This window comes from Brevundimonas sp. FV1ye29L, assembly GCF_058681095.1.
Window position 1 is genome coordinate 2843130 of the sequence record NZ_CM178730.1, and the last position, 11896, is coordinate 2855025.

At 67.3% G+C, this 11896-nt stretch carries 16 protein-coding genes; 2 read left to right on the forward strand and 14 right to left on the reverse strand.

Going from position 1 to position 11896, the window contains the following annotated elements:
• Positions 1–47 precede the first annotated feature (47 nt).
• The 8 genes from ACW17W_RS13945 to ACW17W_RS13980 all read right to left on the reverse strand — a co-directional run bounded on the left by ACW17W_RS13945 (position 48) and on the right by ACW17W_RS13980 (position 5555).
• Positions 48–617, reverse strand: a complete 570-nt coding sequence (locus tag ACW17W_RS13945; RefSeq protein ID WP_492077501.1) for a hypothetical protein — start codon at positions 615–617, stop codon at positions 48–50.
• 161 nt (positions 618–778) lie between these two features.
• Positions 779–1396, reverse strand: a complete 618-nt coding sequence (rpsD, locus tag ACW17W_RS13950; protein ID WP_492077502.1) for a 30S ribosomal protein S4 — start codon at positions 1394–1396, stop codon at positions 779–781.
• A gap of 168 nt (positions 1397–1564) precedes the next feature.
• Entirely contained in the window at positions 1565–2179 is a 615-nt protein-coding gene (locus tag ACW17W_RS13955) for a superoxide dismutase (protein WP_492077503.1), read from the reverse strand.
• A gap of 132 nt (positions 2180–2311) precedes the next feature.
• The gene (locus ACW17W_RS13960) at positions 2312–2542 is read right to left on the reverse strand and encodes a hypothetical protein (protein WP_492077504.1); all 231 of its coding nucleotides are present in this window, start codon (positions 2540–2542) and stop codon (positions 2312–2314) included.
• Between the two features lie 4 nt (positions 2543–2546).
• Positions 2547–3380 carry an S-formylglutathione hydrolase gene (gene fghA, locus ACW17W_RS13965; protein WP_492077505.1) on the reverse strand — a complete coding sequence of 278 codons (834 nt, stop codon included), beginning with the start codon at positions 3378–3380 and terminating at the stop codon, positions 2547–2549.
• A 6-nt stretch (positions 3381–3386) separates the two neighbouring features.
• Entirely contained in the window at positions 3387–3836 is a 450-nt protein-coding gene (locus tag ACW17W_RS13970; protein ID WP_492077506.1) for a hypothetical protein, read from the reverse strand.
• Between the two features lie 167 nt (positions 3837–4003).
• Positions 4004–4387, reverse strand: a complete 384-nt coding sequence (locus ACW17W_RS13975; protein ID WP_492077507.1) for a VOC family protein — start codon at positions 4385–4387, stop codon at positions 4004–4006.
• A gap of 61 nt (positions 4388–4448) precedes the next feature.
• Positions 4449–5555 carry an S-(hydroxymethyl)glutathione dehydrogenase/class III alcohol dehydrogenase gene (locus ACW17W_RS13980; RefSeq protein WP_492077508.1) on the reverse strand — a complete coding sequence of 369 codons (1107 nt, stop codon included), beginning with the start codon at positions 5553–5555 and terminating at the stop codon, positions 4449–4451.
• Between the two features lie 182 nt (positions 5556–5737).
• On the opposite strand from ACW17W_RS13980, the gene ACW17W_RS13985 reads away from it, so the two are divergent.
• Positions 5738–6448 carry an NAD-dependent deacylase gene (locus tag ACW17W_RS13985; protein ID WP_492077509.1) on the forward strand — a complete coding sequence of 237 codons (711 nt, stop codon included), beginning with the start codon at positions 5738–5740 and terminating at the stop codon, positions 6446–6448.
• Between the two features lie 78 nt (positions 6449–6526).
• Positions 6527–7249 carry a DUF6498-containing protein gene (locus ACW17W_RS13990; protein ID WP_492077510.1) on the forward strand — a complete coding sequence of 241 codons (723 nt, stop codon included), beginning with the start codon at positions 6527–6529 and terminating at the stop codon, positions 7247–7249.
• A gap of 61 nt (positions 7250–7310) precedes the next feature.
• On the opposite strand, the gene ACW17W_RS13995 is transcribed toward ACW17W_RS13990, so the two are convergent.
• The 6 genes from ACW17W_RS13995 to ACW17W_RS14020 form a co-directional block, all read right to left on the reverse strand.
• Positions 7311–7412: a hypothetical protein gene (locus ACW17W_RS13995; RefSeq protein WP_492077511.1), complete on the reverse strand. Its 102-nt coding sequence runs from the start codon at positions 7410–7412 to the stop codon at positions 7311–7313.
• Positions 7413–7553: 141 nt separating this feature from the next.
• Positions 7554–7907, reverse strand: a complete 354-nt coding sequence (locus ACW17W_RS14000; RefSeq protein WP_492077512.1) for a GIY-YIG nuclease family protein — start codon at positions 7905–7907, stop codon at positions 7554–7556.
• Positions 7908–8059: 152 nt separating this feature from the next.
• Positions 8060–8824, reverse strand: a complete 765-nt coding sequence (locus tag ACW17W_RS14005; RefSeq protein ID WP_492077513.1) for an RNA methyltransferase — start codon at positions 8822–8824, stop codon at positions 8060–8062.
• On the reverse strand, positions 8821–10275 hold the full coding sequence (locus ACW17W_RS14010) for a tetratricopeptide repeat-containing sulfotransferase family protein (protein WP_492077514.1): 1455 nt from the start codon (positions 10273–10275) through the stop codon (positions 8821–8823). Before ACW17W_RS14010 ends, ACW17W_RS14005 begins: the two co-directional genes overlap by 4 nt.
• Positions 10276–10283: 8 nt before the next feature.
• The gene (locus tag ACW17W_RS14015) at positions 10284–11315 is read right to left on the reverse strand and encodes a phospholipase C/P1 nuclease family protein (RefSeq protein ID WP_492077515.1); all 1032 of its coding nucleotides are present in this window, start codon (positions 11313–11315) and stop codon (positions 10284–10286) included.
• Between the two features lie 35 nt (positions 11316–11350).
• A complete protein-coding gene (locus ACW17W_RS14020) occupies positions 11351–11896 on the reverse strand; it encodes a glutathione S-transferase family protein (RefSeq protein WP_492077516.1) in 546 nt (181 codons plus the stop codon).

The window sequence follows — 11896 nt, forward strand, 5'->3', positions numbered from 1 at the left end:
CTATCACCTGATTTGCGGCGGAACGCATCCCGTCTGTCCGCGCCGGTTCACTTCGGGATACGGGCGAGGCAGTCCCCGGCCCGGTCGGCGCCGAGACTGGCCATCAGTCTCGGCCGGTTGGCCGCGCTGGAGGTCGACATCACCAGAAACATCGGCTGACCGTCCAGGGTCAGACAATGAAGTTCCTGCCGGAAGGCGCCGCTGGAGTCCTGCGATCCCGCGCCGGTGTCAGAGGCGACCGTCCGGTGCGCCCCGGCCGCGTCCAGCGCCTCCAGCACCGCCTGTCGCAGATCCTCGGGCTCACCGCGAACGGCGGCGACGGTACAGGACCCGCGTTCGTCCTGTTGCAGGGTCACGGCGGTGGATACCGAATGGCGGCCCTGGGCGTCCGGCCGCGGCCGGGTCGCCGCCGTGTGGAAAAACTCCGTCGCCGACCGCCCGGTCGCCACTGCGGGCACACAGCCCGAGGTCATGGCATAGGCCGCCGCCGCCCTGGGCGAGAAATGGATCCCCGGGGAGGGCCGGGTCTTCTCATAGGTCCGCGCCTGGGCCTGAAACTGGGCCTGCATCTGGCTGTCCAGGAGCCCCGACGGCGCAGACGCCGTTTGCGGGAACATCAGCAGGACCAACGCAAGAACCGCTGTAACTGACATTGACCTCACCCTCGCAAACGACAGTTGGACGAGCTTGCCATGCCGTTTGGCCATGAAAAAGGCCCCGGATCGCTCCGGGGCCTTCTGTCATCAGGCGACGGTCGAACCGTCGTCGAACACGCCGCTTAAGACGAGTAGTATTCGACGACCAGGTTCGGCTCCATCTTCACCGGGAACGGCACGTCGGCCAGTTCCGGCACGCGGACGTAGCGGACCGAGAAGCCGCGGTCGCCCAGCTCGATATAGTCAGGGATGTCGCGCTCGCCGGACTGCTGGGCTTCCAGCACCAGAGCCATGTTGCGCGACTTTTCCTTGACCTCGATGACCTGGCCGGGCTTCACGCGGTACGAACCGATGTCGACCTTCTTGCCGTCGACGGTCACGTGGCCGTGGCTGACGAACTGGCGGGCGGCCCAGACGGTCGGGACGAATTTGGCGCGATAGACGATGGCGTCCAGGCGCGATTCCAGCAGGCCGATCAGGTTCTCCGAGCTGTTGCCCTTGCGACGGGTCGCTTCGGCATAGGTCGCGGCGAACTGCTTCTCGGTGATGTTGCCATAGTAGCCCTTGAGCTTCTGCTTGGCCTTCAGCTGCAGGCCGAAGTCGGAAACCTTGGACTTGCGGCGCTGGCCGTGCTGGCCGGGGCCGTAGGACCGCTTGTTGACCGGGCTCTTGGCGCGGCCCCACAGGTTTTCACCCATGGCGCGGTCGATCTTGTATTTGGCGCTGTGGCGCTTGGACATGGTTCACTCATCAATATGATGCGGCCCGGTCCCTTCCCAGATGAAGGAACGATCTCAACGGCGGTCCACGCATCGTCCGTAGTGTGATCGCGCGCTCGACCGGGGCCGAGTGCGTGAAGGGCGCGCTTATGACGGCGCGCCCTTCCGGAGTCAATGCCGGCTGGCGGCTCAGGCCGTCGCGGCGGCGAACAGTTCGTTGGCCTTGTTCCAGTTCACCACGGTCCAGAAGGCCTTCAGGTAGTCCGGACGACGGTTCTGGTATTTAAGGTAATAGGCGTGTTCCCAGACGTCGGCGGCCAGGACGACAGCGCCCTTCTCGGCCGCGTCATCCATCAGCGGATTGTCCTGGTTCGGGGTCGAGGTGACCTTCAGCTTGCCGTCCTGGACGATCAGCCAGGCCCAGCCCGAGCCGAACTGGCCGGCGCCGGCGGCGTTGAAGGCCTCCTTGAAGGCGTCCATCCCGCCCAGGTCCGCGTCGATCGCGGCGGCCAGCCCGGCCGAGGGCTCGCCCGTCTCGCCGACCGGGGCCAGCAGGTCCCAGAACAGGGCGTGGTTCCAGTGTCCGCCGCCGTTGTTGCGGATCGGCTTCGGCAGGGTCGACATCACCGCGAAAATCTCTTCCAGGCTCTTGCCCTGGGCGGCCGGGGTCGCGTCGACGAACTTGTTCAGATTGTCGACATAGGCCTGATGGTGCTTGTCGTGGTGGAAGGTCATCGTCTCCTTGTCGATGGCCGGCTCCAGCGCGTCATAGGCGTAAGGCAGGGGGGCGAGGGTGAAGGCCATGAGAGCGATCCTTGTGCAGTGTTCCGGGTCCAGACCCTCCATTTAGGGGATCGGACGACAAACCCAAACCGTAAGCTTGAGGATTTCGCAGAGACAACGCCTCACGGGCCGGACGGCTCCGCGATGCTCCCGTCAGGCGGGCAGATGCGTCTTCAGACAGTCCCGCACCTGACGCCTCAGCTCGCCGGTGGTGGAGGGAAAGTCCACGCCCTCGGCCGCGAACACCGCCTTTACCGCCGCGTCCAGCCCGCCCGACAGCGCCTCGACCACCCGGCGGCGGCCCTTCTCGTGCAGACAGTAGCCCAGTTCGTGGCACAGGGCGGCGAACATGTTTTCGTAGGGGGCGGTTGAAACGTCGGTCATCGGCTCAGCCCTTAAGCCTTTGGGCGTGGAACGCCACATGGTCGGCGATGAAACTGGCCATGAAGAAATAGGAGTGGTCGTAGCCCGGCTGCATGCGCAGGGTCAGGGTCTGGCCCGCCGCCTTCGCAGTCGCGACCAGCAGCTCCGGCTTCAGCTGGTCGGTCAGGAAGCTGTCGGCGTCGCCCTGATCCACCAGAATGTCGTCGTAACAGCCGACCCCGACGCCATCCTCGATCAGCAGGGCCGCATCGTGATCGGCCCAGCCTGCCCGGTCCTCGCCCAGATAGGCGGTGAACGCCTTCTCCCCCCAGGCACACCGTGTCGGCGAGGCGATCGGCGCGAAGGCCGAGACCGAGCGGAACAGATGCGGATGCCGCAGGGCCAGGGTCAGGGCCCCGTGCCCGCCCATCGAATGGCCGCTTATCGACCGCACCCCGGTGGTCGGAAACTCGGCATCGATCAGGCCGATCAGCTCCTCTACGACCCAGGTCTCCATGCGGAAATGCGGCGCCCACGGCGCCTCGGTCGCATCGACATAGAAGCCCGCTCCCTGACCCAGATCATAGGCCGGGTCGTCGGCCACGCCTTCACCGCGCGGCGAGGTGTCGGGCGCGACGATGATCACCCCGTGCGCCGCCGCCGCCCCATAGGCCCCGGCCTTGGTGGTGAAATTGTCCTCGGTGCAGGTCAGGCCCGACAGCCAGATCAGCACCGGAAACGGTCCCTCTCCCGGCGGCGTGAACACCGACAGGGTCATGGGCGTGCCGGTGGTCGCGCTGTCGTGCTTCAGATAGCGCAGGGTTCCGCCGTGGACGGTGTGGGTCTTGGTGGTTTGCATTGGCGATCAATAGCCTCGACGAGTGACGGTCATCCGGTGGCACAGGATGCTGAAAGGGCCGCCATAAGAGCAGGTGAAGAAAACCAGAAGGCTCTCATGCTGACCCAGCATGAACCTGTTTTCCGTGATGACATCGCCCAAGGGAATCACGCCTCCATTGAGGACATGAATGGACTCACTCATCCTTGGGTCAGGATCGTCCGATTTGTGAACCGGAAATGCGAACACATCCGAAACGATCGCGTCACTGACGAGGCCGATGCTGCCGAACTCCGCGCCAAGAAACCGGAAGCGGGTCTGGCCGCCCCCGACAACGTTGATCACCACCTCGACCTGTTGCTTGTCGATATGGATCGAGACCAGGTTGCCGTCGTGATAGCGAGGGCCCAGCACCATGGCGCTGTCGTCGGTTGTCCATTCGATCTCAAGCTCGGATTGTTCCGACATCTCGATCATTCGGTCGGCATGACCGTCCCTCTGATTCCGCTCATCCCGGCGAAAGCCGGGATCCAGTGCTTTGGGCGCGCCATCGTCATCGGTGCGCCCGACACCCTATCCCGCGCATCCTGCCTCGCGAAAGGACTGGATCCCGGCTTTCGCCGGGATGAGCGGAGAGTTGGGGCTCACCTCACGCGATGCAGGGCGCAGATCTTGTTGCCTGACGGGTCACGCAGATAGGCGAGGTTCAGCGTCCCGAACGGGCCGACGCGCTCGCCGGGCGGGTCCTCGATGGCCGTGCCCCCGGCCGCCACCCCTGCGTCATGAAACGCCTGGACCATCTCCGGCGTCCTCGCCGCGAAACCGATGGTGCCGCCGTTGGCGTGGCAGGCGGGCTCGCCGTCCAGCGGCTGGCCGACCGCGAAGGCGCCGTGCGCCGTCCGCCACCAGTAGCGGCCCCTGGCGTCCGGCCCGTTCCCGGGCTCAATACCCAGGGCGCCCAGCGCCGCGTCATAGAATGTCCGCGACGCCTCGACGTCGTTCGCACCGACGGTGATGTGGGTGAACATGGCTTTCCTCTCCCTGTTTCAGGACAGTTTTTTTAAACAACTATCCCGGAGGCGCAAGCCTCTAGAAGACCACCACCGACCGGATGCTCTCGCCCGCATGCATCAGGTCGAAGGCCTCGTTGATCCGCTCCAGAGGAAGGGTGTGGGTGATCATCGGATCGATCTCGATCTTGCCGTCCATGTACCAGTCGACGATCTTCGGCGTGTCGGTGCGCCCGCGCGCGCCGCCGAAGGCCGAACCGCGCCAGACGCGGCCGGTGACCAGCTGGAACGGCCGGGTGGCGATCTCCTTGCCGGCTTCGGCCACGCCGATGACGATGCTCTCGCCCCAGCCCCGGTGACAGGCTTCCAGCGCCTGACGCATGACCACAGTGTTGCCGGTGCAGTCGAAGGTGTAGTCGGCGCCGCCACCGGTCAGTTCGACCAGATGGGCGACCACGTCCGACACCTCCTTCGGATTGACGAAATGGGTCATGCCGAAGCGACGGCCCCACTCTTCCTTGTCGGCGTTGATGTCCACGCCGACGATCATGTCGGCCCCGACCATCTTCAGCCCCTGGATGACGTTCAGCCCTATGCCGCCCAGACCGAAGACCACGGCGTTGGCGCCCGGTTCGACCTTGGCCGTATTGACCACCGCGCCGACGCCCGTCGTCACGCCGCAGCCGATGTAGCAGGCCTTGTCGAAGGGGGCGTCCTTGCGGATCTTCGCCACCGCGATCTCGGGCAGGACGGTGAAGTTCGAGAAGGTCGAGCAGCCCATATAGTGGGCGATGGCCTGGCCCTTGTAGCTGAAGCGGCTGGTGCCGTCGGGCATCAGCCCCTTGCCCTGGGTGGCGCGGATCGAGGTGCACAGGTTGGTCTTGCGCGACAGGCACGACTTACACTGGCGGCACTCCGGCGTGTACAGCGGGATCACATGATCGCCGACGGCCAGCGAGGTCACGCCCGGCCCCACCTCGACCACCACGCCCGCGCCCTCATGGCCCAGAATGCTCGGGAAGATGCCCTCACTGTCCAGCCCGTCCAGCGTATAGGCGTCGGTGTGACAGATGCCCGTGGCCTTGATCTCGATCAGCACCTCCCCGGCGCGCGGCCCCTCCAGATCGACCTCGACGATCTCCAGCGGACGTTTGGCCTCAAAGGCGACAGCGGCGCGGGTCTTCATGGGGCGGGTCTCCATTCCTGAGTCGATGCCGTTCTAGCGAGCCGTCGCCCGGGCCGAAACCGCCTTGACCCATCCCTTCGCACTTTGGATCGTTCGGCATGCCCCCCGGTCGCCGCCAGCCGCCCACAGCGCCTCGCAAAACGGCGATAGAAACCGTCACAGTCCCGCTTGAATAGAGGCGCATGACCCATCGCAACCTCGTCGTCCTGACCGGCGCCGGCATCTCGGCGGAATCCGGGGTGCCGACCTTCCGCGCCTCCGACGGCCTGTGGTGCGGCCATCGGGTGGAGGAGGTGGCGACGCCCGAGGGCTATGCGGCCAATCCGGCCCTCGTGCAGGACTTCTACAACCAGCGCCGCCGACAGCTGTCCGAGGTCCAGCCCAACGCCGCCCATCTGGCCCTGGCCGAACTGGCCGCGCGGTGGGAGGGCGACTTCCTGCTGGTGACCCAGAACGTCGACGACCTGCACGACCGGGCGCACGAGACGGTCCTGCCCGCGCCGGGGTTCGAGCTGATCCATATGCACGGGGAACTGCTGAAGGCCCGCTGCACCCGCTCCGGCGTGGTCAGCCCCTGGCCCGGCGACATGGCCGCCGACGAACCTTCGCCCGACCACCCCGAGGGCCGGATGCGCCCGCACATCGTCTGGTTCGGCGAGATGCCTCTCGGCATGAACCGGATCGACCGCGCCCTGTCGGCCTGCGACCTGTTCGTCTCCATCGGCACCTCGGGCGCCGTCTATCCCGCCGCCGGCTTCGTCGAACAGGCCCGTCTGGCCGGCGCCCGCACGGTGGAGATCAATCTGGAGCCCACAGCCGGCCGCGCCCTGTTCGACGAGGGCGTCTATGGCCCGGCGACCGAGGCCGTGCCGGGATTCTTCGACCGGCTCTGAGCGCGGAATCATCTCCCGTCAGGTTCGCCGGTGAGCGAAATCGGCTCCTCTGTCCGGGTATTTGAAGACGAGACCCGCGTGACCCAGTTGGAGAACCCGCCAGAAGCCGGGCCCGCAGCCCGGCCAGAGCACCAACCCGCAGGTCTGATGACCCGGATCAAGCGTCTGCGCGATCGCTACCGGTTCGTGCTGATTATTCTCGCCAACCTTATCCCGTTGGGGGGCGTGACCCTTCTTGGCTGGGATGCGGGTCAGATCCTGGTCCTCTACTGGTTCGAGAACATCATCATCGGCATCCTGACCCTGCCGCGCGTCCTGTCGGCACGGGGCGGAGAGCGTGGCGGCGGGTTAAACGGCAACGGCCCCCTCGGCATCGGCTGCTTTTTTGTCGTGCACTACGGCTTTTTCTGTCTCGGCCATGGCATCTTCACCCTGGTGGTCCTCGGCAAGATATCCGCGGCCAGTCCCGAACCGCTCCTCCCCCAGAGCGCCCAGAGCGCGACCGGCTTTCTGTGGGCCGTCATCGCCATCGCCGTCCTGCACACCATCATCTTCGTGCGCGACTGGATCATGGCCGGGGCATGGCGCACCGCCACCCCGACCCGCGAGATGTTCCGACCCTATGGCCGGATCTTCGTGCTGCACATCACGGTGCTGCTCGGAGCCTGGGGCATCAGCGAACTTTCGGCCCCGACCTGGACCATACTGGTGCTCTGCCTGGCCAAGGCTGTGCTGGAACTGGCCATGGAGTGGATCGTCCGGCCGGTCACCGAGCGCGTGGAGGCCGCCGCCGCACGATAGGAGGCGCATGGCGGACATCGATCCGGAGCCTTGCGTCGCCGGCGACCTGCGCGACGGGCGCCTATCCCCTCGGTCCGAACAGGATCACCGCCGCCCCGACCAGACAGACCGCTCCGCTGATCAGGTCCCAGCGGTCTGGCGCGGCCTTCTCGACCAGCGCCATCCAGGCCCAGGAGGCGAAACAGCCGGCGATCTCCGCCAGGCCGCAACGGAAGAGACGAGGACCAACTTCAAAATAGGACCGTCATTCCGGGGCGGCGCAGCCGAACCCGGAACCCAGGGGCGCGTGAGTGTGGTCTTGACGTCATCGCTGCCCTGGCTCGGGCGGATCGAACCACTGCGACCCGAGATCCAGCCACTGTGGATTGTCCTTCTCGATCAGCGCCAGCTTCCAGGCCCGACGCCATTTCTTGATCGACTTTTCGCGCGCGATCGCGGTGGTGATCCGTTCGTGCGGTTCGAACCACACCAACCTTTGGCACCCATTCTCGGCCGCGAACCCTCTTCCGATCCCCGTCCGATGCTCCCACGCCCGCTGGATCAGGTTCGAGGTCATGCCGGTGTAGGTCGTGCCGTTGCGCTGGCTGGCCACAATATAGACGGCGATGATGCTGTCGGGATCGCGCATGGTGCAGAGATCACCATGCGTCGTCGCCATACTCAATCCCCCCACCAATTCCGTCATTCCGGGGCCGCGAAGCGGAACCCGGAACCCAGGAGGGCGAGAGCGATGAGGTCGATGTCTTCGGAGAGCCGGTTTAATCTCCTGGGTTCCGGGTTCCTCGCTGCGCTCGGCCCCGGAATGACGGACTATGTGTCGGGTTTGCGCTCCCGCGCCAATCTTTCCAGCACCCGCCCCCGCCCCTTCGACAGGGCCGTCACCACGCCGCGCAGGGTGGCGACTTCCTGTTCGGACAGGTGCGCCCGACCCAGCATGACGCGCAGGTTCTGGCTCATGGAGCGGAACTTCTCGGGCGGATGGAAGAAGCCGGCCGCATCCAGCTCGCGCTCCAGATGCTCATACAGTCCCAGCAACAGGGCGCCCGAGGCCGGCGGGTCGCCCTCGCGGAAGTTCGGCGGCGGGGCGTCCAGCACCAGCGTCCGCCACTCATAGGCGTTGATCGCCACGGCCTGGGCCAGGTTCAGCGACTGGTGGCGCGGATCGATGGGGATGGTGACAATGCCCTGGCACAGGGCGATGTCGGTCGTCTCCAGCCCGGCCCGCTCCGAGCCGAACAACAGGCCGACGCCCAGGCCCGAGGCCGCGTCGTCGTACAGCGCCCGCGCCGCCTCGCGCGGCGTCCGCACCGGCTGGCGCGTCTCGCGCGGCCGGGCCGTGGCGGCGAAGACGATGTTCAGGTCAGCGACGGCCTCCGCCACGCTGTCGAACACCTGAACCGCGTCCAGCACCCAGTCGGCGCCGGACGCCAGGGGCCAGGCCCGGTCCTGCGGCCAGCCGTCGCGCGGGCTGACCAGACGCAGCTTGTCGAGCCCGAAATTGGCCATCACCCGCGCCACCGCGCCGATGTTCTCGGCCATCTGCGACCGGTCGAGGATGACGATGGGCGGGTTCATTTCAATGCCTCGATCAACGCCCCGATCCGCCCCACGTAGTTCCGCCAGCGGCCCGACGACCGGCCATAGACCGGCTCGCGGATCTGCCAGACGCTGGCCGTCCTGACGGCGCCCCCGGCGGCGTGGAAGTCGAGCACGCCCGGCTCCCAGTCCAGACCGCAATGGTCGAGGATGCGGCGGGCCTGCGCCTCGAAGTCGGCGACCAGATCGTCATAGCGGACGGTCAGGATGTCGGGATACAGCGCCTTCCAGTGGTCCGTCAGCCGGTCGTGCGCCTTCAGCCAGTGGGCGGCCTCCTCCAGATCCAGCGCCCAGGCCATCGACGGGTCCAGATGCAGGAACCAGTTGGACAGGCAGACGTCGCGCGCATCCCGGACCGTGTGGATGATCCGCGCCCCGGGAAACAGCCGCTTGATCAGGCCGACATGCAGGAAGTTGTCGGGTCGTTTGTCGGTGACCAGACCGGTCTCGCCCCGCGCCGTCCGGACGCCGGCGAGATAGGCTGCCCGCCACCCGGCCAAAGTCGCCTCGTCCGCCGTCGCCGCCGCCTCGGGATAGGGGTCGATCCCCGCCGCCAGAATCGGCAGCAGGGCCAGTTCGCCGCCCGAGACGACGCCGCTGTGCGCCGCCAGCATCCGCTCCACCAGGGTCGAGCCCGAGCGGAACATGCCGAGGATGAAGACGGGGGGTTTCATAGTCCCCGCTTCGCCCGTCGTCTTCGTCCCGACTTCGGCCCGGTCAAAGGCCGCGATCGACCGCGCCACGAACCCGTCCTGCGCCTCCCGGTCATACCGGGCGCCGGTTGCGGCCCGACTGGCGCCATTGGCGCCGGCATAGGCGTCGAAGGCGGCCTCATAGGCCCCCGCCTCGTCCAGCGCCCGCCCCAGGGCGAAGCCGAGCTCGGCCCGGTCGTCGGCGGCCATCCCCGTCCCCGTCATCGCCGCCCGCAGCCGGGCGATCAACGGGTCGTCGGCGGTCGTGAACTTCGTCGCATTGGCCAGCCGCGCCAGAGGCAGGGCCGTCTCGCCGGGGCGCGCGATCTTCAGGGCCTGCGCATAGGTCGTCAGCGCCCCCGCCCGGTCCCCGCGATCCTCATACAGATTGCCCAGGTTCAGCAGGGCCGGCAGATAGTCGGGTCTGAGGATCAGGGCAGTTTTTAGTTCCGTCTCCGCCTCGTCCGGCCGCCCCAGATCGTCCGACAGGATGACGGCCCGGTTCAGATGCGCCTCTTCCGGGCCGGACACCCGGCGGCGCAGCGCCTCGGCATAGGACTCCAGCGCCTCCAGCGGCCGCCCGGCCCCGCGCTGCATCAGGGCCAGGTTGAACCAGGTGTCGGGCAGGTCCGGGCGCACCGCCAGCAGGGCGGCATAGGCCTCCGCCGCCTCGGCCGACCGTCCGGCGGCGCGCGCCATCCGGGCCCGCGCCAGCAGAACCTCAGCCTCCACGGCCATCGGCGGGATCAGTCCTCGCCGATCATGGACAGCCAGGGATCGACCGTCCCGGCCTCGACCTCGGCCGTCTTGACGGCGGGCCAGCCGATGGAGGCCTCGGCCGAGGCGCGCCAGGCCAGGATGACCAGATCGCGGACCTCGGCGGCCCCCGCCGACAGCCGGGTGGTGACGAAGGCTGCGCCGCGCGGATCGGGCTGACCGCCGACTTCCCCGAACCCGCCGGCCTTCTCCAGCCGGTAGAAGGGGATGACCTCGCCCAGGGTGGTCTTCAGATAGGCGACCGTGCGGCGCTTCAGGTCGAATTCGCCCAGGGACGGGGCCGCCATCCCGGCCTCGACCGACTGCAGACTGGCCGACCGGCTGGTGAAGGCGCCCTCGAACAGGCCGTGGGTCTGGCGCGAATTGGTGAAGCCTTCCGGGTTCGGATAGTCGCCCCAGCCATTGTAGTGGATCGAGGTGTGGTGCGGCTGGGAGCCGTCGCCGACATAGTGGGACAGGACGCCGATGTCGCGCAGCGTCAGGGCCTCGCGCCGCTTCAGGTCGGCCAGATACCAGGCCTTCCTGCCCGGATCGGTCTCGCGCCCCGCCTGTGCCGTCAGCACACGCACATAGGCCAGGTCGCGCACCAGCTGCTGCCAGCCGTCCATGATCGCATAGGGCAGATAGCCGGCGTCATCGACGTCGATCCCGGCGGTCAGCAGCGCGGCGTCATATTCCGACTTCAGCCGCGGCAGGGCGTCGATCGACATCCCCTTGTCGTTCATGATCCGCCCCTCGTCGTCCATGTCGACGAAATGGGCCGTGTCGCGTTCGCGGTCATGCGGCTGGCCGCCGCCCTTCCACCGATCCGGCTCGCGCGACAGCTCGCCGACCTCGGCGGCCGCAGCGGGGGTACGCAGGAAGGCGGGAAGATCGTCCGGCAAGGCTCGCATGGCCGCCACCCCGATCAGCCGGTGGCCGGTGCTGCCCCAGGCCGCGACCTGTACGGCGGGGGCGGCGAGCGCCAGGGCGGCGACGGCGGCGATGACGGTGCGCTTCATGACGGAATCCGGTGGAAGGAAAATCTGACCCCCGCTTAGCGGATACCGAACGCCGTCTCCACCCGCTGAATCCAGGCGCGCAAGGCCGGCAGGGGCGTCAGGTCAAATCCGCCCTCATGCGCCACGCGCGAATAGGCGACCAGGGCCAGGTCGGCCAGGCTGACCGCCTCGCCCGCCAGCCAGTCCCGGCCGGTCAGTTCAGCCTCCAGCCGGTCCAGCGCCGCCCGGCCGCGCTCAATGACCCGGTCCTCGACCTCTTCGGCCGATTTGCCGGCATAGACGCGCTGGAACCGGGCCACGGCGACATAGGGTTCGTGGCTGTATTGCTCCCAGAACATCCACTCCAGCATCTTTGCGCGGTCGTAGGCGTCGACCGGAATCAGCGCGGTCCCCTCCCCCAGATGCAACAGGATGGCGTTCGACTGCGCCAGCGGCCGGCCATCCTTGAGCAAAACGGTTGGGACCTGCCCGGCGCTGTTTCGATTGAGAAATTCCGGGGTACGGCTGCCGCCGCCCATGATGTCTACATCAACCCAGCGATAATCACGCTTGAGCCATTCCAGCAGCCACTTGACCTTCAA

Excerpts from the sequence above, each read along its gene's own strand:
- ACW17W_RS13945 (WP_492077501.1), bottom strand. The coding sequence starts at position 617 with ATGTTCCCGCAAACGGCGTCTGCGCCGTCGGGGCTCCTGGACAGCCAG.
- rpsD (WP_492077502.1), bottom strand. The coding sequence starts at position 1,396 with ATGTCCAAGCGCCACAGCGCCAAATACAAGATCGACCGCGCCATGGGT.
- ACW17W_RS13955 (WP_492077503.1), bottom strand. The coding sequence starts at position 2,179 with ATGGCCTTCACCCTCGCCCCCCTGCCTTACGCCTATGACGCGCTGGAG.
- ACW17W_RS13960 (WP_492077504.1), bottom strand. The coding sequence starts at position 2,542 with ATGACCGACGTTTCAACCGCCCCCTACGAAAACATGTTCGCCGCCCTG.
- fghA (WP_492077505.1), bottom strand. The coding sequence starts at position 3,380 with ATGCAAACCACCAAGACCCACACCGTCCACGGCGGAACCCTGCGCTAT.
- ACW17W_RS13970 (WP_492077506.1), bottom strand. The coding sequence starts at position 3,836 with ATGATCGAGATGTCGGAACAATCCGAGCTTGAGATCGAATGGACAACC.
- ACW17W_RS13975 (WP_492077507.1), bottom strand. The coding sequence starts at position 4,387 with ATGTTCACCCACATCACCGTCGGTGCGAACGACGTCGAGGCGTCGCGG.
- ACW17W_RS13980 (WP_492077508.1), bottom strand. The coding sequence starts at position 5,555 with ATGAAGACCCGCGCCGCTGTCGCCTTTGAGGCCAAACGTCCGCTGGAG.
- ACW17W_RS13985 (WP_492077509.1), top strand. The coding sequence starts at position 5,738 with ATGACCCATCGCAACCTCGTCGTCCTGACCGGCGCCGGCATCTCGGCG.
- ACW17W_RS13995 (WP_492077511.1), bottom strand. The coding sequence starts at position 7,412 with ATGGCGCTGGTCGAGAAGGCCGCGCCAGACCGCTGGGACCTGATCAGC.
- ACW17W_RS14000 (WP_492077512.1), bottom strand. The coding sequence starts at position 7,907 with ATGGCGACGACGCATGGTGATCTCTGCACCATGCGCGATCCCGACAGC.
- ACW17W_RS14005 (WP_492077513.1), bottom strand. The coding sequence starts at position 8,824 with ATGAACCCGCCCATCGTCATCCTCGACCGGTCGCAGATGGCCGAGAAC.
- ACW17W_RS14010 (WP_492077514.1), bottom strand. The coding sequence starts at position 10,275 with ATGGCCGTGGAGGCTGAGGTTCTGCTGGCGCGGGCCCGGATGGCGCGC.
- ACW17W_RS14015 (WP_492077515.1), bottom strand. The coding sequence starts at position 11,315 with ATGAAGCGCACCGTCATCGCCGCCGTCGCCGCCCTGGCGCTCGCCGCC.